This window comes from Amycolatopsis acidiphila, assembly GCF_021391495.1.
GTDB classification, from domain to species: Bacteria; Actinomycetota; Actinomycetes; order Mycobacteriales; family Pseudonocardiaceae; genus Amycolatopsis_E; species Amycolatopsis_E acidiphila.
Genome location: NZ_CP090063.1, coordinates 530,544 through 550,256, shown reverse-complemented (window position 1 = coordinate 550,256; position 19,713 = coordinate 530,544). Strand labels below are relative to the sequence as shown.

18 protein-coding genes are annotated in these 19,713 nt (G+C 70.5%); 10 read left to right on the top strand and 8 right to left on the bottom strand.

The window, feature by feature from the left end; genetic code table 11:
- Positions 1 to 33: 33 nt before the first annotated feature.
- Genes LWP59_RS02795 through LWP59_RS02785 form a run of 3 tightly spaced genes read left to right on the top strand, consistent with a single transcriptional unit; the run spans position 34 to position 3,526 of the window.
- Positions 34 to 1,572 (top strand): (2,3-dihydroxybenzoyl)adenylate synthase, encoded by a 1,539-nt coding sequence (locus LWP59_RS02795; RefSeq protein ID WP_144642574.1) that lies wholly within the window; start codon positions 34 to 36, stop codon positions 1,570 to 1,572.
- Entirely contained in the window at positions 1,569 to 2,552 is a 984-nt protein-coding gene (locus LWP59_RS02790; protein WP_144642573.1) for a FecCD family ABC transporter permease, read from the top strand. The genes LWP59_RS02795 and LWP59_RS02790 overlap by 4 nt, the downstream gene beginning before the upstream one ends.
- Entirely contained in the window at positions 2,549 to 3,526 is a 978-nt protein-coding gene (locus tag LWP59_RS02785; protein ID WP_144642572.1) for a FecCD family ABC transporter permease, read from the top strand. The genes LWP59_RS02790 and LWP59_RS02785 overlap by 4 nt, the downstream gene beginning before the upstream one ends.
- 261 nt (positions 3,527 to 3,787) lie before the next feature.
- Here LWP59_RS02785 and LWP59_RS02780 read toward each other — a convergent pair whose 3' ends face one another.
- Together LWP59_RS02780 and LWP59_RS02775 are read right to left on the bottom strand one after the other, a co-directional pair.
- Entirely contained in the window at positions 3,788 to 5,047 is a 1,260-nt protein-coding gene (locus LWP59_RS02780) for a salicylate synthase (protein WP_229857938.1), read from the bottom strand.
- The gene (locus LWP59_RS02775; protein WP_144642571.1) at positions 5,044 to 6,324 is read right to left on the bottom strand and encodes a lysine N(6)-hydroxylase/L-ornithine N(5)-oxygenase family protein; all 1,281 of its coding nucleotides are present in this window, start codon (positions 6,322 to 6,324) and stop codon (positions 5,044 to 5,046) included. The genes LWP59_RS02780 and LWP59_RS02775 overlap by 4 nt, the downstream gene beginning before the upstream one ends.
- Before the next feature lie 106 nt (positions 6,325 to 6,430).
- On the opposite strand from LWP59_RS02775, the gene LWP59_RS02770 reads away from it, so the two are divergent.
- Positions 6,431 to 7,384: a methionyl-tRNA formyltransferase gene (locus LWP59_RS02770; RefSeq protein ID WP_144642570.1), complete on the top strand. Its 954-nt coding sequence runs from the start codon at positions 6,431 to 6,433 to the stop codon at positions 7,382 to 7,384.
- On the opposite strand, the gene ligD is transcribed toward LWP59_RS02770, so the two are convergent.
- Complete coding sequence (gene ligD, locus LWP59_RS02765) at positions 7,356 to 8,336, bottom strand: non-homologous end-joining DNA ligase (protein ID WP_144642569.1); 981 nt, start codon at positions 8,334 to 8,336, stop codon at positions 7,356 to 7,358. The two genes, LWP59_RS02770 and ligD, sit on opposite strands and share 29 nt — an antisense overlap.
- On the bottom strand, positions 8,333 to 9,409 hold the full coding sequence (locus LWP59_RS02760) for an ATP-dependent DNA ligase (RefSeq protein ID WP_144642568.1): 1,077 nt from the start codon (positions 9,407 to 9,409) through the stop codon (positions 8,333 to 8,335). The genes ligD and LWP59_RS02760 overlap by 4 nt, the downstream gene beginning before the upstream one ends.
- A 175-nt stretch (positions 9,410 to 9,584) precedes the next feature.
- On the opposite strand from LWP59_RS02760, the gene LWP59_RS02755 reads away from it, so the two are divergent.
- Positions 9,585 to 10,421: a mechanosensitive ion channel family protein gene (locus LWP59_RS02755; protein WP_144642567.1), complete on the top strand. Its 837-nt coding sequence runs from the start codon at positions 9,585 to 9,587 to the stop codon at positions 10,419 to 10,421.
- Positions 10,422 to 10,472: 51 nt separating this feature from the next.
- Here LWP59_RS02755 and LWP59_RS02750 read toward each other — a convergent pair whose 3' ends face one another.
- Positions 10,473 to 10,847 carry a DUF6401 family natural product biosynthesis protein gene (locus tag LWP59_RS02750; protein ID WP_144642566.1) on the bottom strand — a complete coding sequence of 125 codons (375 nt, stop codon included), beginning with the start codon at positions 10,845 to 10,847 and terminating at the stop codon, positions 10,473 to 10,475.
- Positions 10,848 to 11,002: 155 nt separating this feature from the next.
- On the opposite strand from LWP59_RS02750, the gene LWP59_RS02745 reads away from it, so the two are divergent.
- The 3 genes from LWP59_RS02745 (at position 11,003) to LWP59_RS02735 (ending at position 13,342) form a co-directional block, all read left to right on the top strand.
- On the top strand, positions 11,003 to 11,980 hold the full coding sequence (locus LWP59_RS02745) for a YihY/virulence factor BrkB family protein (protein WP_144642565.1): 978 nt from the start codon (positions 11,003 to 11,005) through the stop codon (positions 11,978 to 11,980).
- A 78-nt stretch (positions 11,981 to 12,058) separates the two neighbouring features.
- The gene (locus tag LWP59_RS02740; RefSeq protein WP_229857940.1) at positions 12,059 to 12,901 is read left to right on the top strand and encodes a mechanosensitive ion channel family protein; all 843 of its coding nucleotides are present in this window, start codon (positions 12,059 to 12,061) and stop codon (positions 12,899 to 12,901) included.
- A 78-nt stretch (positions 12,902 to 12,979) separates the two neighbouring features.
- Entirely contained in the window at positions 12,980 to 13,342 is a 363-nt protein-coding gene (locus tag LWP59_RS02735; protein WP_144642564.1) for a VOC family protein, read from the top strand.
- A 143-nt stretch (positions 13,343 to 13,485) separates the two neighbouring features.
- On the opposite strand, the gene LWP59_RS02730 is transcribed toward LWP59_RS02735, so the two are convergent.
- Genes LWP59_RS02730 through LWP59_RS02720 form a run of 3 tightly spaced genes read right to left on the bottom strand, consistent with a single transcriptional unit; the run spans position 13,486 to position 15,598 of the window.
- Positions 13,486 to 14,151, bottom strand: coding sequence for a flavin reductase family protein (locus tag LWP59_RS02730; RefSeq protein ID WP_144642563.1), 666 nt, complete (start codon positions 14,149 to 14,151; stop codon positions 13,486 to 13,488).
- A 58-nt stretch (positions 14,152 to 14,209) separates the two neighbouring features.
- A complete protein-coding gene (locus LWP59_RS02725; RefSeq protein WP_144642562.1) occupies positions 14,210 to 14,983 on the bottom strand; it encodes an SDR family oxidoreductase in 774 nt (257 codons plus the stop codon).
- A 9-nt stretch (positions 14,984 to 14,992) separates the two neighbouring features.
- Positions 14,993 to 15,598, bottom strand: a complete 606-nt coding sequence (locus LWP59_RS02720; protein ID WP_144642561.1) for a TetR/AcrR family transcriptional regulator — start codon at positions 15,596 to 15,598, stop codon at positions 14,993 to 14,995.
- A 194-nt stretch (positions 15,599 to 15,792) separates the two neighbouring features.
- Here LWP59_RS02720 and LWP59_RS02715 point away from each other — a divergent pair, with 194 nt between their 5' ends.
- Together LWP59_RS02715 and LWP59_RS02710 are read left to right on the top strand one after the other, a co-directional pair.
- A complete protein-coding gene (locus LWP59_RS02715; RefSeq protein WP_144642560.1) occupies positions 15,793 to 18,159 on the top strand; it encodes a beta-glucosidase family protein in 2,367 nt (788 codons plus the stop codon).
- Positions 18,156 to 19,691 (top strand): carboxylesterase/lipase family protein, encoded by a 1,536-nt coding sequence (locus LWP59_RS02710; RefSeq protein ID WP_222425654.1) that lies wholly within the window; start codon positions 18,156 to 18,158, stop codon positions 19,689 to 19,691. Before LWP59_RS02715 ends, LWP59_RS02710 begins: the two co-directional genes overlap by 4 nt.
- Positions 19,692 to 19,713: the final 22 nt, after the last annotated feature.

Here is a 19,713-nt window from a genome sequence, read left to right as displayed (position 1 = left end):
CCTAACTTCGTCGCCTGACCCAAGGAGCTGCGGATGCTGGAGGGGTGCGTGCCCTGGCCGGAGGAGCTGGCCGAGCGCTACCGGGCCGAGGGTTACTGGACCGGGGAACCGCTGGACCAGCTGCTGCGTGACGGCGTCGAGCGGCACCCGGACCGCGTCGCGCTCGTCGGCGCCGACGGATCCCGGTGGACCTACGCCGAGCTCGACGCGTGGGTGGCGCGGGTCGCGTCCGGCCTGTCATCGCTGGTCTCCCCACGCGAGCGGGTCGTGGTGCAGGTGCCCAACATCCCGGAGTTCGTGGCGCTGTTCTTCGCGCTGCTGCGCGTGGGCGCCCTGCCCGTGCTCGCCCTACCCGCCCACCGCGAGGCCGAGATCGTGCCGCTGTGCGAACTGAGCGAAGCGGTCGCGTACTTCATCACCGACGAGTACCGCGATCTCGCGCAGATCGTCTGCAAGGCGGTGCCGGGCGTGCGGCAGGTCGTCGTGGTGGACGAAGAGCTGCCGACCGCGGAACCCGTGGAACTGCCCGAGCCCGACCCGTCGGACGTGGCACTTTTCCTGCTGTCAGGCGGAACCACCGGCACGCCGAAGCTGATTCCCCGCACCCACAACGACTATCTGTACAACGCACGCGCGAGCGCGAAGGTCGCCGGCTTCGGCGAGAACACGGTGTACCTGGTCGCACTGCCAGCCGCACACAACTTCGCACTGTCGTCTCCCGGCCTGCTGGGCGCGTTCGCGGCGGGCGGCACCGTGGTGCTCGCGACCGATCCCAGCCCCGACACGGCTTTCGCGTTGATCGAGCGGGAGAAGGTCACGGGGACCGCGGTGGTGCCACCCGTCGCTCTACTGTGGATGGACGCGGCGGAGTTCGCCGACGAAGATCTCACCAGCCTGGAGCTGTTGCAGGTGGGCGGCGCGAAGTTGAGCGCGGAACCCGCGAGCCGGGTGCGCGAGTCGTTGGGCTGCGCGCTCCAGCAGGTGTTCGGCATGGCCGAGGGCCTGCTGAACTTCACCCGCCTCGACGACCCGCAGGAGCTGGTCGTCACCACGCAGGGCAGGCCGCTGTGCCCGGCCGACGAGGTGCGCGTGCTCGAGAACGGCGAGCTGCTGACGCGCGGCCCGTACACGCTGCGCGGCTACTACCGGGCGGAGGAGCACAACGCGCGATCGTTCACCGAGGACGGGTTCTACCGCAGCGGGGACGTCGTGCGGCAGCTGCCGTCCGGGCACCTGATCGTCGAAGGCCGGATCAAGGACCAGATCAACCGCGGCGGCGAGAAGATCCCGGCCGAGGAGCTGGAGAACCACCTGCTCGCGCATCCCGCGGTGCACGACGCGGCGGTCGTCGGCATGGCGGACGAGGTGATGGGCGAGCGCACCTGCGCGTTCCTCGTCGTCCGCGGCGCGCCGCCGAAGCTGCGGGAGGTCGCCGCGTTCCTGCGCGAGCGCGGGGTCGCCGAGTACAAGCTGCCCGACCGGATCGAGGTGCTCGAGGAGTTCCCGCTCACGAAGGTCGGCAAGGTCAGCAAGACCGAGCTCGCCCGGCGCCTCGCCGGTGGCGCGGAGTGAGGTCGCGCACCACCGGCCTCGTTTTCGCCCTGGTCCTGCTGGTCGTCGTGTCGCTGCTGTCCATCGCGGTGGGCGCGCGCTCGATCCCACTGTCCACAGTGGTCCACCTGTTGTTCGAACGGGACGGTTCGGACGCCTCGTTCGTGGTGTGGGACCTGCGGATCCCGCGCACGCTGATCGGCATCGCGGTCGGCGCCTCGCTGGGCGTCGCGGGGGCGGTGATGCAGGCGCTGACGCGCAACCCGCTCGCCGACCCGGGCCTGCTGGGCGTCAACGCCGGCGCCTCGGCCGCGGCCGCGCTGTCGGTGAGCGTCCTGGGGCTGACTGATCTGCGGGCGTTCGTGTGGTTCGCGTTCGCGGGCGCCGCGATCGCCGGGACGGTGCTGTACTTCATCGCCGGGCGGGGAGGCGCTTCGCCGGTCCGGCTCGCCCTCGCCGGCACCGCGGTGTCGGCCGCGCTCACCGGGCTCACCCAGTGCCTGACCCTGCTGAACCAGCAGACGCTCGACCAGATGCGATTCTGGACGGTGGGTTCGCTGCAGCGGGCGGACGACGCGACGCTCGTACGGGTCGCGCCGTTCCTCGGCGCAGGCTTGATCCTGGCCCTGCTGCTGGCACGACCGTTGAACGCGCTGGCCCTCGGCGACGACGCCGGCACCTCCCTCGGCGCGCATCTGGGCCGGACGCGCCTGTTGTCGCTGCTGGCGGTCACGTTGCTGGCCGGTGCGGCGACGGCAGCGGTGGGGCCGCTGGTGTTCGTCGGGCTCGCCGTGCCGCACATGGTGCGCGCGCTGACCGGGCCGGACCAGCGGTGGGTGCTGCCCTACTGCGCCGTCCTCGCGCCCGCGTTGCTGCTGGCCGCGGACGTGCTCGGCCGGGTCATCGCCCGAGCGGAGATCGACGTGGGGGTGGTGACGGCGTTGCTGGGGGCGCCGGTGTTCATCTGGCTGGTGCGACGGAGCAAGGCGGCGAGGGCATGACCCGGCGGGCGATGACGGTGTCGGCGGGCCTGGTCGTGGCGATCCTGGTGGTCGCGGTCCTCGCACTCGGGGTCGGCTCGATCTCCGTGGCACCGTTGGACGTGGTGCGGACGCTGTTGGGCAACGGCAGCAGGCTGACCGACTTCGCGGTGCTCGACCTGCGGCTGCCGCGCGTGCTGATCGCGCTGTGCGTGGGCGCGGCGCTGGGGATGAGCGGGGCGGTGTTCCAGAGCCTGTCGCGGAACCCGCTCGGCAGCCCGGACATCATCGGGTTCAACTACGGCGCCACGACCGGCGGGTTGCTGATGATCCTGGTGTTCGGCGGCAGCCTGCTCGCGGTGTCCCTCGGCGCGATCGCCGGTGGCCTCGCGACGGCGCTCGCGGTGTACCTGCTGGCGTGGCAACGAGGAGTGCGCGGTACGCGGCTGGTATTGGTGGGCATCGGCGTCAGCGCGATCCTGCAGGCGGTCAACTTCTACCTGATCGTCAACGCGAAACTGGCGGACGTCGCGCGGGCGACGGTGTGGATCACCGGGAGCCTGAACAACCTGGGCTGGGAGCACGTGTGGCCGGCGCTGATCGCGCTCGCGGTGGTCGTGCCGTTGGTGCTGGTGGGCGTACGGTGGCTGGACATCCTGGAGATGGGCGACGACTCGGCCGCGGCGCTGGGGGTGCGCGTCGAGCCGAGCCGGTTGTACCTGATCGTCGTGGGCACGGCGGCCTGCGCGGCGGCGACTGCCGTCGCCGGGCCGATCGCCTTCGTGTCGCTCACCGCGCCCCAACTGGCGAAGCGGCTGACGCGAGCGCCCGGCGCGGGGATCCTGCCCGCGGCGTGGATGGGCGCACTGCTCGTCCTGGCGGCGGACTTCGTGGCGCAGCGGGTGGCCGGCAGCGGCACCCTCCCGGTCGGCGTCGCAACCGCCGCCCTCGGCGGCGCGTATCTCGCCTGGCTGCTACGCCGCACCCGACGGTAGGGCGGGCGCGCGGAACGGCCAGTACGGAAAGCGAACCCGGCAACGCAGCCACCCCGCGAAGGCGAACCCGGCAACGGCAGCCGAATGCCCGCACCCACCCCGCTCCCCGCGCCCTTCAGCGGTCGGCACGCCGGGTCAAGGCATCTTTCCCGCCTTGACGCGGTGGGCCGACCGTTGAACACTCCACGATCGGGGTGGGACGGGCGTTCCCCAGTTGTCCGGCGCGCTGCGCGCGCCGGCGCAGTCGCACCCCGCCATCCCCTACGCAGGCACCACGAACGGCGCCACGCTGCTCAACTTCTCGCACGTCTCCTCGAACTCACGCTCCGGTGTGGAGTCCGCGACGATGCCCGCCCCCGCACGCAGCCACGTCACGCCCGCCTCCTGGTACACCGCCCGCAGCACGAGCGCCGCGTCCAGGGAGCCGTCGTGCGAGGCCGCCAGCACCGCGCCCGAGTACAACCTCCGCGCCTCGTCCATCCGCGCGATCGCGTCCAGCGACTCCCGCTTCGGGATGCCCGACGCCGTCACCGCCGGGAACACCGCCTCCAGCGCGTCCCACGCCGTGCGCCCCTCGGCGAGGTCGCCGCACACCAGCGAAGCCAGGTGCTGCACGCTCCCCCGCTCCTTGACCCCCATGAAGTCTCCCACCCGCACCGACTCCGGGCGGCACACGCGCCGCAGCTCCTCCTGCGCCGTTCGCACCGACACCGCGTGCTCGAAGATCTCCTTCGGATTCGACTCCAGGTCCGTGCGCGCCGCGGCGTCCTCGTCCGCTCCCCGGCCGAACGCCCGCGTGCCCGCCAGCGGCTGCGTCGCGACGGCACCGTCCGGGGAGACCGTCACGATCACCTCGGGGCTGAACCCCGCGGCCTCCGCGCCCCCGAGCCGCATCAGGAACGAGCGTGCCGGCGTGTTGCCGCGCCGCCCCACCTCGTACGTCGCGACCAGGTCCGCGGCGAACGGGATCCGCACCGACCGGGACAGGATGACCTTCTGGTACTGCCCCTGCCGGATCTCCTTGATCGCCTGCGCGACCCGCTCGCGGTAGCCCGCCCCGTCCACCCGGACGTCGATCGGGCGCGGCCGCGGCGCGGCGCCGGTCATCGGCTCGCGCAGGATCTCCCGTACCCGGTCCTGCTCCTCGCCGCGGATCGTCACCTCGCCCCCGGCGATCGTCACCTCGGTGCGCGGCACCAGCAACCGCACCAGGTCACCGGCCGGCGCCGCCACGCCACGCAGTCCCAGCCCGGGCAGCAAGCCCGAGAATCCAAAGTGGACACTGCCGTACGCTCGCCATCCCGGTACCGGCAACGAATCCAGCGCGGCACGCAAGGCCGCCCCCGGTGAACCCGACCACTCGGTGTCGGATTCGACCACGCTCCGCACCCGCACGTGCGTCGCGTCGAGCGTGACCGTGGCGAGCGAACCGCCCGCGAACGTCCACGTGCCGTCGTTCTCGTACACCACGTAGTCGTCGAACCCGGCGCGAGCCAGCGCCGCCATCAGTTCCAGACTCACGCCCACTCCTTCACGGCGTATTCGGCCGACCAGTCCAGCGCGGGCCGGCGTTCGAGGATCGAGGCCAGGATTTCGCCGACGCGGACGGCGGTGTTGGACAGCAGCGACGACGTGATCCCGTGCGTGTGCTCGGTGCCGCCCTGCAGGTAGATGCCGCCACGCACGTCCGGCGCGACGAGCCGGTAGTCCCGTTCCACGCGCAGCCTGCCACGCTCGTCCCGGCGGCACCGCTCCCCGACCTCGCCGAGCAGCGACGTCGGATCCGCGGGCCGGTATCCGGTGGCGTAGACGACGAGATCGGCGTCCAGCACCGTTTTCTCGCCGGTGGTCAGCGACTCGACGGTGACCCGCACCAGTTCGTCCTCCGTGATGTCGACCGGTCGCGAGGTGTTGAAGATGCGCAGCCGCTGCCTGCCCTGGACCTTCTCGCGGTAGACGCGGCGGTACAGGTCGTCGATCAGGTCGAGGTCCACGGCCGAGTAGTTCGTGTTGCCGTGGTAGTTCATCAGGCGCTGCTTGACGTCCTCGGGCGCGGAGTAGAACGCGTCGACCCCGTCCGGGTCGAAGATCCGGTTCGCGAACGAGCTGTCGTCCGACGGGCTGTAGCCGTAGCGGGCGAACACCGAGCACACCTCGGCCGCCGGGAACCGGTCGTGCAGGAACGCGGTGACCTCGGCGGCGCTCTGCCCGGCACCGACGACGACGCACCGCACGGGCTCCTCGACGTCGTCGATGCGGTACAGCAGCTGGTGGTTGTGCCAGATGCGGTCGCTGATCTCGGCCCCTTCGGGAAGGTTCGGGCGCAGTCCGGTGCCCACCACGAGGTCGCGCGCGCGGTAGACGTCCCCGTCCGCCGTGCGCACCTCGAAGTACGGGTCGCCCCCGCGCACGGACACCACGTCGTGGCCGTAGGAAACCCGGTCGTCGACCTTGGCGGCGGCCCATTCGAAGTAGTCGTGGAACTCCACCCGCAGCGGGAACAGGTTCTTGTGGTTGATGAAGTCGACCAGCCTGCCCTGGCTGTGCAGGTAGGACAGGAAGCTGAACCCGCTGGCCGGGTTCCGCATCGTGACCAGGTCCTTCAGGAACGACACCTGCATCGTCGCGTCCTCGAGCAGCATCCCGCGGTGCCAGCCGAACCGCGGCTGGCGTTCCAGGAAGTGGGCGGTCACCGGCTCGGCGGTCGTGGCGTTGTGCTCGGCGACGGCGATCGCCAGCGCGAGGTTGGAGGGCCCGAAACCCACCCCGATCAGGTCGAACTCCGGCGGTACTGGCATGCCCGTCCCCTCTGTCGATGTACAACAGAGGCAACCCTAACCTAAGTTAGGTGAGCCTCAACTACTACATTCGGGCGTGATGTTGATCCCTGGCCGAGGAGGACCGATGCGGGTCGCGATGTTCGGGTACCAGACCTGGGGGCACCGCACGCTGCGGGCGCTGCTGGACTCGGAGCACGACGTGGTCCTGGTGGTGACCCATCCCAAGAGCGACCACGCGTACGAGAAGATCTGGTCCGACTCGGTCGCCGACCTCGCCGAGGAGCACGGCGTGCCGGTGCTGCTGCGCAACCGGCCGGACGACCTGGTCACCCGGCTCAAGGAGGCCGAGCCGGACATCATCGTCGCCAACAACTGGCGCACCTGGCTCCCGCCGGAGATCTTCGCCCTGCCGCCACACGGCACGCTCAACGTGCACGACTCGCTGCTGCCCGCCTACGCCGGGTTCTCCCCGCTGATCTGGGCACTGATCAACGGCGAGCCGGAGGTCGGCGTCACGGCCCACCTGATGGATGACGAGCTCGACGCCGGGGACATCGTGCTGCAGCGCTCGGTGCCCGTCGGGCCGCGCGACACCAGCACGGACCTGTTCCACAGGACGGTCGACCTCATCGCGCCCGTGGTGACCGAGGCGCTCGGGCTGATCGCCTCGGGCCGCACGGACTGGACGCCGCAGGACCGGTCGAAGGCCAGCTTCTTCCACAAGCGGTCCATTGAGGACAGTCGCATCGACTGGACCTGGCCGGCGGAGGACATCGACCGCCTGGTGCGCGCGCAGGCCGACCCGTACCCGAACGCCTTCACCTTCCACCGCGGGGAGCGCCTGCGGATCGTGCGGGCGTCGGTTTCGCGGGCGCGCTACGGCGGGACCCCGGGGCGGATCTTCATCAAGGAGGGCGACGGCGTGGTGATCGTCGCCGGCGCGGACGCGCGGTACGGCCGCGACCACGGCCTCGTCGTGGAGCGGGTCCGCACGGACGACGGCACGGAGCTCGCGGCGACCGACTACTTTCCCGCGATGGGCGGCTACCTCACGGCTGAGCCTTCTTCGCGCGGCTAGGCGCCACGCGCGGCGGTTCGTTGGGCATCTTCGGATAGACCGGCGGCCACGGCGCGTCCATCAACCCGCTTTCGAGGTCACGGCGGGACATCTCCAGCAGCGGCTCGAGCGACTGCGGCCGGATGTCCGCCCACGGGTCCCCGCGTTCGGCGACGAGCGCGGGGACCGTGGCGATGGTCAGCTCCGCGGGTTCCACCGTCGCCAGCTCGTCCCAGCCGATGGGCGCCGACACCTGGGCGCCCACCCGTGGCCGCACGCACCACGCGCCGAACACCGTCTTGTGCGGGGCGTTCTGGTTGAAGTCCACGAACACCCGGGCGCCCCGCTCCTCCTTCCACCACTGGGCGGTCATCAGGTCCGGATGCCGCCGCTCCAGCTCCCTGGCCAGCGCCACCGCCGCCGCGCGCACCTGGTAGCCGTCCCAGTTCGGCTCCAGCGCAGCGTAGACGTGCAGACCGCGGGAGCCGGTGGTCTTCAGGTGCGCCTCGATGCCCAGCTCCTCGAGCAGCGCGCGGGTCAGCCCCGCCGCCTCCCGCACCTGCGGAAACCCGATACCCGGCGACGGGTCGAGGTCCACCCGCAGCTCGTCGGTCACCTCGGGGGTGGCCGCGTGGACGGGCCACACGTGGAAGCCGATGCAGCCGAGGTTCACCGCCCACAGGATGTGCGCGAGGTCCGCCGCGACGAGCGCGTCACTGGTCGTGCCGTTCGGTGTGGCGACGACCGTGGTGGTGACCCAGTCAGGCGTCGACTTCGGCACCCGCTTCTGGAACCACGACTTCCCGCTCGCGCCGTCGGGATGGCGTTCGAGCAACAACGGCCTGCCGCCGAGCCGGGCGAGCAGCGGGCCCGCCACCGACTCGTAGTACCGGACCAGGTCGAGCTTGGTCTCGCCGCGCTCGGTGAAGTACACCTTCTCCGGGTGCGAGATCTCCACGCCGCCGACGTTCACGACCGCGCCTCACTGAACAAAGTGGACAGTTCGGCCGGCGCGATCTCCTCCAGCTGGGCGTAGGTGCACGACTCCGGCTGCCGGTCCGGCCGGAACCGCACCAGCCGCGTGCCGTGCCGGAACCGGCCGGACTGCACGTGCTCGTAGCGCACCTCCGCGACCAGCTCGGGCCGGATCGGCTCCCACGAGAGGTCCTTGCCGACGCTCCACCGGCTCTGCGCCCCCGGCATCCGCCCGCCTGCCTCCGTCTGCGCTTCGGCCCAGCGACGCCAAGGATGCGACTCCAACGCGTTCTCCCGCAACGGCGCCAGCTCGTCGACGAGCTCCTTCCGCCGGGCCGCGGTGAAACTGCTCGCGACACCGACGTGGTGCAGCGTGCCCGCGTCGTCGTACAACCCCAGCAACAACGAGCCGATGCCTTTTCCGTCCTTGTGCAGGCGGAAGCCCGCGACGACGCAGTCGGCCGTGCGCTCGTGCTTGACCTTCCACATCACCCGCCTGTCCTGTTCGTAGGGCTGGTCCGCGGGCTTCGCCATCACACCGTCGAACCCCGCGCCCTCGAACCGGTTGAACCAGTCCTGCGCGACTTCCGGGTCCTCCGACATCGGCGTCAGATGCACCCGGGCGAATTCACGGCCGACGGTTGTTTCCAGTAACCGCCGCCGTTCCGCGAAAGGCTCGTTCGTCAAATCGCGATCTGCAAGCGCCAGCAGGTCGAAGACGACGAAGCTCGCGGGTGTTTCCGCCGCGAGCTTGCGCACCCGGGACGCGGCCGGATGCAGCCGCAACTGCAGGCTCTCGAAATCGAGACCGTGCTCGGTCACGATGACGATTTCGCCGTCCACCACGCAGCGCGCCGGCAGCGCGTCCTTGACCAGGTCGACGAGCTCGGGAAAGTACCGCGTCAGCGGCCGGTCGTTGCGGGAGCCCAGTTCGACCTCGTCGCCGTCGCGGAACACCACGCACCGGAAGCCGTCCCATTTCGGTTCGTACCGCAGCCCGGGCGCGCGCGGCACCTCGTGCACGGCCTTGGCCAGCATCGGTTTGACCGGTGGCATCACGGGAAGGTCCACGGCACCGATGTTAGGCGATCGGTTCCCGTTCGGAACCACACTCGAACGAGTGACCCCGGCTTGTGCTGATCCCCAGGTCGAAGCATTGTCGGTTACTGGTTTTCCGTTTTCGAAGTGTGGAAGGAGAAGAGCGGGGGAACCCGCCGTTGACGCCCGGTCGGGAAGGGAGAAAGCAGTGTCCACAACTCATCTGGCAGCTGTCGACTTTGGACAAGGCGTGTCCAACGCCTGGAGCTCCGTCGCCACGTTCGTGCCGAAGCTGGTCGCCTTCCTGGTGATCATGGTGATCGGCTGGTTCGTGGCGAAGGCGCTCGCGAAGATCGTCGGCAAGGTGCTCGAGAAGGTCGGCTTCAACCGCGTGGTCGAGCGTGGCGGGATCAAACAGATGCTGTCCCGCAGCAAGTACGACGCCACCGACATCATCGGCAAACTGGTCTACTACGCGATCCTGCTGATCGCGCTGCAGATCGCGTTCGGCGTCTGGGGCCCGAACCCGGTGAGCTCGATGCTCACGGGCATCGTCGCGTGGCTGCCGAAGGCCGCGGTCGCGATCATCATCGTCGTCGTCGCCGGCGCGATCGCCCGTGCGGTCAAGGACCTGATCAGCGGCGCGCTGGGCGGGCTGTCCTACGGCAAGGTGCTCGCCACGGTCGCCTCGGTGTTCATCTGGGGCCTGGGCATCATCGCCGCGCTGAACCAGATCGGCGTCGCCACCACGGTGACCACGCCGGTGCTGATCGCCGTGCTCGCCACCATCGCCGGTGTCGTGATCGTCGGGATGGGCGGCGGCCTCGTCCGGCCTATGCAGCAGCGCTGGGAGAGCTGGCTCGGCCGCGCCGAGAACGAGCTGCCCTCGGCGAAGGCGCACGCGGACGCCTACCAGCGCGGCCGCGAGGACGCGACGCGGCGGAGCGAGGCGCCCACCGAGCAGCTGGGCGCGCAGCAGCCGTCGGCCGCCACGCGCAGCTCCCAGGGTCCGGGGCCGATGCCCCCGACCGGGGGCCAGGGGTGACTCCACCCACCGAGAAACTGGAGCGGCCGGTCCTCACGGGGACCGGCCGTTTCAGCTTTCCAGGGCGAGCCGGCGGTAGCCGGGCTCGTCGAAGTGCTTGGCCAGCGCGCAGACGGCCAGCAGGCGTGCGGTGAACCAGTCGGCCGTGTTCCAGTCGGCGGGCGAGGCGAACCGCCAGCCGAGCTCCTTGGCCTGGTCGAGCAGGCCACTGGCGTAGCCGGCGAGCAGGACGGCCCCGGCGACGGCGGCCGAGCCCTCCACCCCGAGGGTCACGATGTCGCGGACCGCGGCGGAATGCTGGTCGATCGCCGCCAGCAGGCCCGGCGCCGCGGCCGCGGCCAGCAGCCCGGCGCCCAGCTGCTCGTGCAGCCGCTCCAGAGTCCTGCGGGCCGAGAACTCGGCCCACAGGGCCGCCCAACTTGCCATGCACTCACGGTAACTCCTGCGATCACCCTTTCGCGCTGCCCTCCGCGCAGATGTGACGTATCATGCCGCCCCGATCGCGCCAAAAACGCTGGTTGACCTGGTGAACGAGGGGGTAGCTCACGTTCAGGACGAATCGGAGCGGGTGGGAGTCGACCGTGAACGAAAAGACCGGCAAGGTGAAGGCCGAACTCGATCGGGTGGACCAGTTCCAGCAGCGCCACGAGGCGGTGGGGATCCCGGTGGCGGTGTTCAAGAAGTTCGCCGAGGACCAGTCGACGAACCTCGCGGCGATGATCGCGTTCTGGGCGTTCTTCTCGATCTTCCCGCTGTTCCTGGTGTTCATCACGCTGCTGGGCTTCTTCCTGCCCGACAGCGTGAAGGACCGGGTGCTCGGCGACGTGGGGACCATGTTCCCGCTGCTCGACCCGTCGACCATGCACGGGCTGAGCGGTTCGTGGTGGGCGCTGCTCATCGGGCTGGTGAGCGCGCTGTGGAGCGGGCTGTCGGTGGTGCGCACGACGCAGTTCGCGTTCAACTCGGTGTGGGAGCTGCCGTACGTGGCACGGCCGAAGATCACCGAGCAGATCGGGCGGAGCGTCGGGGTGCTGGCGAGCATCGGGCTCGGGCTGGTGCTGAGCACGCTGATCAGCGGGTTCGTCTCCAGCGGCAGCAATGCCGTGCACCTGGGCTGGGCCGGGCACCTACTGGGTTACGTCATCGCGATCGCGCTGGACGTGGGCCTGTTCGTCGCCGCGTTCCGCATCCTGACCGACCGGGAGATCACCACCCGCGACGTGCTGCCCGGTGCGGTGCTCTCGGGCGTGCTGTTCTGGGTCCTGCAGTCGCTGTCGTCGCTGATCATCAGCAACTACCTGCACAAGGCGCAGAGCACCTACGGCACGTTCGCCACCGTCATCACCCTGCTGTGGTGGTTCTACCTGCAGAGCATCATCACGCTGCTGGGCGCGCAGCTGAACGTGGTGCTGAAGGAGCGCCTGCACCCGCGGGCGATCACCGACGCGCCGGAGACCGAGGCCGACCACCGGGCGTACGACGCGTATGCGCAGGAACGGTCCTACCACGAGGACGAAGAGGTCAGCGCGGAGTTTCCGCCGCACGAACGTCGAGGGTGAATCTCCTTACAGCGTAGGCACTCCCTCGTGTGGTTACGTCTTTTCGGAAGGCGTAACCACACGAGAAGGAGTCGACGCTTGCCCTCCGCCAGAGCCCTGCTGGACCCGTTGCTCGGAATCGTCGGCATCGTGCTCGGCGCACTGCTGCTGAGATGGCTGGTGCGCCGGCTGATCACGCGGATGACCAGCGGGGTCGCCGACGGCCGGATGCCCACGATGCTGCGCCCGCTGTCCCACCGCGGTGGTTCGGCGGCGTCGGCGCGGCGGGCGCAACGGGCACGGACGGTGGGATCGCTGCTGCGCAGCGTCGCGTCGTTCGTGATCTACGGTGTCGCTTTCGTGCTCGTGCTGAGCAAACTGGGCATCAACATCGCGCCGATCCTCGCCTCGGCCGGTGTCGTCGGGGTGGCCGTCGGGTTCGGCGCGCAGAACCTGATCAAGGACTTCCTCTCGGGGATCTTCATGATGCTGGAGGACCAGTACGGCGTGGGTGACGTGGTGGACCTGGGGGACGCGACCGGCACCGTGGAGATGGTGGGGTTGCGGATCACGACGGTCCGGGACGTGAACGGCACGGTCTGGTACGTGCGGAACGGGACGATCAGCGCGGTGGGCAACTCGACGCAGCGCTTCGGTGTCGCGGTGGTCGACATGCCGATCGGCTACACGGCGGACGTCGACCAGGCGGCGGAGATCGCCGGCGAGGCGGCTCGCCAGGCCGTGGCCAGGGCGCCGCTGTCGGACGACGTGCTCGGCGAAGTCGAGACGCTCGGTGCGCAGGACCTGACCCAGACGGGCATCACGCTGCGGCTGACGGTGAAGACCAAACCGGGCAGGCAGTGGGCCGTGCGCCGGGCCCTGACGGCGGACGTGAAGATGGCCCTGGACACCGCGGGCATCACCGCCACCGCGGCGGCCTGAGCGGTCGCACCCGGGAGCCGACCGGCGGAGTCCGACATCCGCCGATGACTTCCCGGCCGGCGCGTGGTCTGCACCGGTATGACAACTCTCATCAACGGCATCACGACCGTGGCGATCCCCGTCGCCGACCAGGAGCGGGCGCTCGAGTTCTACGTGGGCACCCTCGGGTTCGAGAAGCGCCGCGACGGCACGTTCGGCGGCGGCACGCGCTGGCTCGAGGTCGCGCCGCCGGGGTCGGCGACGTCGGTCGCCCTGGTCGCCGGGCAGGGCGGGGTCGACACCGGCATCCGCTTCACCAGTTCCGATGCCGGCGCCGACCACGAGGCCCTGACTGCCGCCGGGGTCGACGTGGACGCGGAAGTCCTTCGCTGGCAAGGAGTTCCGCCCATGTTCACGTTCCGCGACCCCGACGGCAACCAGCTCGTGCTCGTCGAGATCTAGGGAGCGTCCGCAAAGGCTCAATCACGCTCTCCGCGCCCAGATGGCCCCTGGACGGCACCGAGAATTCACCCGAGTACAACCCCCCGGCACCACCAGGAACCACCTGGATCACGAAGCCCATCGACCAGCCTTTGCGGCACCCCCTAGCCGACCCTGGCCTCCTCGCGGGCACGCTCGATGTCGGGCCCGCGGTAGAGGCGCTCGGGGATCTGCGCGAGCGTCGAGGAGTGCACGCGCGGGCCGAGCCCGTACAGGTGCTGGAAGCTCATGATCAGCGGGCGCCAGCGGTCCGGGTCGATGCGGTCGGCCGTACCCGGCACGCGGATGTCCTCGTGGACGTGCACGCGCAGGATCCGCACCTCGAAGGTCAGCGTCGCGCCGCCCTCGCCGATCGGATGCACCGCTTCGAGGACGGCCTCGAGGTTGACCGGGCACTCGGCCACGCGCGGCGGCGAAACGGCCTCGGCCGCGACCGGGGTCAGCCTGGCGCGGCCGAACTTGTCGCCCTCGTGCCGGTAGCCACGCTCGGCCTTGCGCGCCGGGACGGGGTTCGAGCCGGTGGTCAGCGCGAGCCGGTCGACCTGGGACGCGAGCGCGTCGGAGGGCAGGTTCAGCACGCATTCGCCGGTCCGCAGCAGGTTCTGCGACGTCTTCGAGCGCGCGCCCAGCCCGAGCACGCCCCGCCAGCCGAGCCAGAACGCCGACGACATCGGTGCGAGGTTCGGCGAGCCGTCCTCGTTGCGGGTCGAGATCAGCACCACCGGGGTGCCGAAGTACAGGATGCCGGGTTCGATTCGGGTGTGCGTCATACCGCCAGTCTCGTCACGGAAAACGGTGGAAGCTGGCGGCAATCGGACACGTCGCTGATCAGCCGCAGCCGAACAGCCCGCCGTCCACCGGAAGCACCGCGCCGGTGAGGTACGCGCCCGCGGCCGAGGAGAGGAAGATCGCCGTACCAGCGATGTCGTCCTGCCCGCCGAGCCGGCCCAGCGGGACGGTTCCCTCGATCGCCTGCTGCCCACCGGGTTCGGCGAGCAGGAACCCCGTCATGTCACTGGGGAAGAACCCGGGCGCGATCGCGTTGACGGTGATCGCCTCGCCTGCGAGCCGCTTGGCGAGGTGCCGGGTCAGCATGTGCACCGCGGCCTTGCTCGCCGAGTACGAATAGTTCTCGAACGGCGGTACCCGCAGCCCGTCGACCGAGCCGATGTTGATCACCCGGGCGGGCTTGTCCCCGGCGGCCCGCAGCGCCGGCAGCAGCGCCTTGGTCAGCTCGAAGACCCCGGTCACGTTGGTGGAGAGGACCTTTTCCCACCCCTTGGCCGGGAACTCCTCCAGCGGCGCGCCCCAGGTGGTGCCGGCGTTGTTGACCAGCACGTCGAGCTTGCCGCCGAAGTGCTCGCCGACCGCTTCGGCCAGCTTCGCGATGTCCTCGCCCGAGGTCAGGTCGGCCTGCAGCGCGTGGCATTCGCCGGTCTTCGACAGCTCGGCGGCCACGGCTGCCGCGGCGCCGGGCTTGCGGGAGCAGATGAGGACCCGCGCGCCCGCGTCGAGCATGCCGCGGGCGATCATCTCGCCGATGCCGCGCGAACCACCGGTCACCAGGATTGTCTTGCCCGCCACGGAAAAGAGTTCAGCCATGGCCGGAGCCTAGCCCCGCGCCGGCGCGAGCTGCTCGAGCAGGATGTCCACGAACTTCTCGAACACCGGTGGCATCTCCCGGTCCCGGTCGAGCAGCCATTGGATCTGCAGCCCGTCCATCACCGCCAGCAGCAGCGAGGCGAACACCGCCGGGTCCACATCGGACCGGAACTCGCCGGTGTCCTGCCCCTGTTGCACCGCCCGCTTGATGCCCTGGCGCAGCCGCGCACAGCGGTCCGCGAAGTACTCGTGCGCCGGATGGCTCTCCGAAACGCCTTCGCCGACGAGCACGGTGAACAGCTGCACCAGCTCGGGCGTGGTGGCGTTGTGCGCGACCAGGGAGACCAGGGTGCGCAGCGCGGCGCTGCCGCCGTCGTACCACGTTTCGCTCATCCACCGGATGTTCTCGCGGTCGCGCTCCTCGAGCACCGCCATCAGCAGGTGCTCCTTCGACGGGAAGTGGTGCAGCAGGCCGGGCTGGGTGAGCCGGGCCGCGTCCGCGACCGACGCCAGCGGCGCTCCGCGGTAGCCGTGGCGGGCGAACAGCGGGATCGCGGCGGCCAGGATCGCGGAGCGGGTACGCTCGCCGCGCCTGGTCGGCTTCCGAGGGGTCATGACCTCACTCTAAGAAGTTCCCGACCGAGTGCTCGGTAGGAACTCCTCGACGAATCGATACTCTGACCAGGCTCTTTATCGATCCGTTACTACCTACCGACCACTAGGTCTTCCGTTCCACCCGGTTCGCCCAATATGTTGTGCGTCACACCAAATCACCCGCCGACCAACGACGAGAGGCGGTGGTACTCATATTGGATCTGAACCGTCGAGCCCTGCTCCTCGCCACCGCCGCGGTTGCCCTCTCCCCCGCCGTCCCGGCCTTCGCATCGGGCGGACGCGACGTCGACGAGCCCGTCCGGGCCATGACGCTCGAGGAAAAGGTCGCGATGCTGCATGGCGCGACCGACCCGGCCTCCCCGGGGCAGGCCGGCTACCTCCCCGGCGTGCCGCGGCTCGGCATTCCCGAGGTGCGCCTGTCCGACGGCCCGGCGGGAGTCCGGGTCGCCCGGCACGCGACCGCGCTCCCGGCGCCGGTCGCACTGGCCGCCACGTTCGATCCCGACACCGCCCGGCAGTACGGGCAGGTCGTCGGCGAGGAGGGGCGCGCACTCGGCCAGGACGTGCTGCTCGCGCCGATGACGAACCTCGTCCGCGTCCCGCAGGCGGGCCGGAACTTCGAGACCCTCGGCGAAGACCCGTTGCTGGCCGGCGATCTGTTCGCCGCGGAGGTGCGCGGCATCCAGGAAACCGGGGTCATCGCCACTGTGAAGCACTACGCGGCCAACAACTTCGAGAACGGCCGTCAGACGGTCAGCGCCGACCTCGACGAGCGCACGCTGCGGGAGATCTACCTGCCTGCTTTCGAGGCCGCGGTCAGGGCCGGCGTGGGCGCCGTGATGGCGTCGTACAACCGGGTCAACGGCGTGTACGCGTCGGAGAACCCCTACCTGCTGACCGAGATCCTGCGCGCGGACTGGAAGTTCACCGGGTTCGTGATGTCCGATTGGGGCGCCACGCAGGGTGCCGAGCCCGCGATCCGAGCCGGGCTCGACCTCGAAATGCCCAGCGGCGCGAACTACGCGAGCCTGGTCGCGACCGTGCGGGAAGGCAGCCTGCCCGAGTCCGTTGTGGACACTTCGGTCCGCCGGATCCTCGGTCCGGCACTCGATTCGGCCCGGCACGCGGCGGCCGCCCGCCGGATCGCACTGGCGGGTGCGGTCCTGCTCCGCAACGAAGGTGACACGCTGCCGCTGGCCGACCTGCGCTCGGTGGTGGTGACCGGTCCGACCGCGCGGAGCCCGCTGGTCGGTGGCGGCGGCAGCGCACACGTCATACCGGCCTCCGCGGAGAGCCCGCTCGACGCACTGGCCCGCCGTGCGGGCCGCGACCTGCCGTACGCCACGGGCGTCGATCTCGACGGCGCCGCCGTCCCGGCCTCGGCCCTGTCGACCGGTGCGATCGACTACACGGGCACGAACGCCCTGCCTGCCGGGACGACGCGCACCTGGACCGGCACGATCACCGCACCCGAGACCGGCGACTACGACCTGCGCATCCAGGGCGCAGGCGCCGTCCAGTCGTTCCAGGGCGGGATCTCACTGACGCTCGACGGCACGCTGATCGACTCGGTCGGGGCCATCTTCGGTGGCAACAGCAGGTTGCTCAGCACAGCCGACGGCCTCGGAAACGCGGGTGCCGTGGTCCACCTCGTCGCCGGGCGGCCGCGGCGGTTCGCCGTCACGGCGACCGGGGCGGCGGACACGCCCGTGCAGGTCCGGCTGGCCTGGGTGACCCCGGCGCGGCGACAGCAGGCGGTCGACGATGCCGTCCGGCTGGCGAAGTCCGCGCGGACCGTGCTGGCCTTCGCCTTCAACGAGGGCACCGAGGGCACCGAGGGCCAGGACAGAACCGGCCTCGCGCTGCCCGACAACCAGGACGTGCTGCTGACCGCGGTCACGACGGCGAACCCGCGGACGGTCGTCGTGCTCAACACCGGCGACCCGATCACGATGCCGTGGCTGCCGGGGACCGCCGCTGTGCTGCAGATGTGGTACCCCGGACAGGAAGGCGCCGACGCGACCGCCGCGCTGCTGCTGGGTGAGGCGAACCCCGGCGGCAAGCTGCCGGAGACGTACCCGAAACGGCCGGAGGACGCGCCGACCGCACCGCCCGAGCGCTACCCCGGCGTCGACGAGCACGCCCAGTACAGCGAGAGCATCTTCGTCGGCTACCGCTACTACGACGCGATGAACGTCGCGCCACTCTTCCCGTTCGGCCACGGCTTGTCCTACACGCGGTTCCACTACAGCGACCTTTCCGTCAACTGCCGGCAGGTCGAGTTCGTGCTGCGCAACAGCGGAGACCGCACGGGCGCCGAGGTCGCGCAGGTCTACGTCGGGCCGCCCGCGGCCGCCCCGGTACCGATGGCCCGGCAGCTCGCGGCCTTCGTGCGCGTCGAGCTGCGGCCCGGTGAGTCCCGGAAGGTCCGGCTGGAGATCCCGGACCGGGCGCTGTCGTACTGGTCGGACGGCTGGCGGATGGTGGCGGGAAAGCGTTCGGTCGAGGTCGGTTCGTCGTCGCGGGACGTGCGCCGGCGGGATTCGGTGGTGGTCCGGTGAAGAAGGTCGTTGCCCTGCTGATCGCGTTCTTGCTGCTCGCCACGGGCACGGCGACCGCGGCTGCCGCCCCGGTCGCCCGGACCGCTTCCGGCGTCGTCCGTGGCAGCTCGTCGTCCGGTGTCGACAGCTTCCTGGGCATTCCGTACGCCGCGCCGCCGATCGGTGACCTGCGCTGGCGGCCGCCCGCGGCGCCCGCCTCGTGGACCGGAGTCCGCGACGCCGTCGCCTACGGCAACCGCTGCCCGGCGCAGGCGAGCACCAACGGGCCGCGTTCGGAGGACGAGGACTGCCTGTACCTCAACGTCCAGCGCCCGATCGCGGCGGACAAGTTGCCGGTGTTCGTCTGGATCCACGGCGGCGGCCTGGTCAACGGCAGCTCCAACCAGCACGACGGCAGCCTGATCGCGAAGACGAACGGCGTCGTCGTGGTGACGCTGAACTACCGCCTCGGCCTGTTCGGGTTCCTCGCGCATCCGGGGCTGACGGCCGAGGCGGGTCAGTCGGGCGACTACGGGTTCATGGACCAGCAGGCCGCACTGCGCTGGGTCCGGCAGAACATCAGCGCCTTCGGCGGTGACCCGGCCCAGGTGACCCTCGGCGGCGAGTCCGCGGGTGGCTTCTCCACCTGCGCGCATCTGGCGTCCCCTTCCTCGCGCGGGCTCTTCCAGCGCGCGATCATCCAAAGTGGATCGTGCATCAGCACGCCGTTGCCGCAGGCCGAACAGGCCGGGGTGACGGTCGCGCAGTCGCTCGGTTGCGCCGACGTCGCCTGCCTGCGTGCGCTGCCCGCTTCCCGGCTGGTCGATGCGTCGACCTCGGCGTCGCTGGTCAGCAGGGTGCCGGTGTTGCCGCGACCGCCGGACACCGCCGTCCGCACGGGCGACTTCGGCCGCGTGCCCCTGATGGTCGGGGCGAACCGCGACGAGGGGAGGACGTTCGCCCAGGGGTTCGTCGGCGCCACCCGCGAGCAGTACGAATCCTGGGTGACCTCGACCTTCGACGAGCGGGTGCTGTCGCGTTATCCCTGGCCTTCGCACGCCGACCAGTTCACCGCGGCCTACCTGATCGGCGCGATCATGACCGACTCCGGCCTGGTCGGCGGCATCGGCGGATGCAGCACGAGTGATCTGGTGACCACCTTCGCCGGCTGGACCCGCACCTACGCCTACCAGTTCGACCATCGCACGGGCCCCGGTCTCGCGCCCACCCCTGGTTACGTGTGGGGCGCCGGGCATGCGGCGGAACTCGCCTACCTGTGGCCGAGCTTCGACAACGGCACCCCGATCGCGCCCACGTTCGACGCCTCGGAACGGCGGTTGTCGGCGGATATGGTGCGGTACTGGGGTTCCTTCATCCGCTCCGGCCGGCCGTTCGCGCCCGGCTCATCGCCGTGGCCCGCTTACAACGGAGCGAAGCTGACCCTGTCACTGCGAGCGGGCGGCGCGTCGGTGCCGATCTCGTACCGGCAGCTGGGCGCCGAGCACAACTGCGATCTCTGGCGGAGCTTGCCGCAGGCCGGAGGTGCCGGTTAGGTTGACTCCGACAGTTCGAGGA

What these genes read in the sequence shown, in the direction of transcription:
- LWP59_RS02795 (WP_144642574.1), top strand. Translation starts at nt 34, where the DNA reads ATGCTGGAGGGGTGCGTGCCCTGGCCGGAGGAGCTGGCCGAGCGCTAC.
- LWP59_RS02785 (WP_144642572.1), top strand. Translation starts at nt 2,549, where the DNA reads ATGACCCGGCGGGCGATGACGGTGTCGGCGGGCCTGGTCGTGGCGATC.
- LWP59_RS02775 (WP_144642571.1), bottom strand. Translation starts at nt 6,324, where the DNA reads ATGCCAGTACCGCCGGAGTTCGACCTGATCGGGGTGGGTTTCGGGCCC.
- LWP59_RS02770 (WP_144642570.1), top strand. Translation starts at nt 6,431, where the DNA reads ATGCGGGTCGCGATGTTCGGGTACCAGACCTGGGGGCACCGCACGCTG.
- LWP59_RS02750 (WP_144642566.1), bottom strand. Translation starts at nt 10,847, where the DNA reads ATGGCAAGTTGGGCGGCCCTGTGGGCCGAGTTCTCGGCCCGCAGGACT.
- LWP59_RS02735 (WP_144642564.1), top strand. Translation starts at nt 12,980, where the DNA reads ATGACAACTCTCATCAACGGCATCACGACCGTGGCGATCCCCGTCGCC.
- LWP59_RS02730 (WP_144642563.1), bottom strand. Translation starts at nt 14,151, where the DNA reads ATGACGCACACCCGAATCGAACCCGGCATCCTGTACTTCGGCACCCCG.
- LWP59_RS02725 (WP_144642562.1), bottom strand. Translation starts at nt 14,983, where the DNA reads ATGGCTGAACTCTTTTCCGTGGCGGGCAAGACAATCCTGGTGACCGGT.
- LWP59_RS02720 (WP_144642561.1), bottom strand. Translation starts at nt 15,598, where the DNA reads ATGACCCCTCGGAAGCCGACCAGGCGCGGCGAGCGTACCCGCTCCGCG.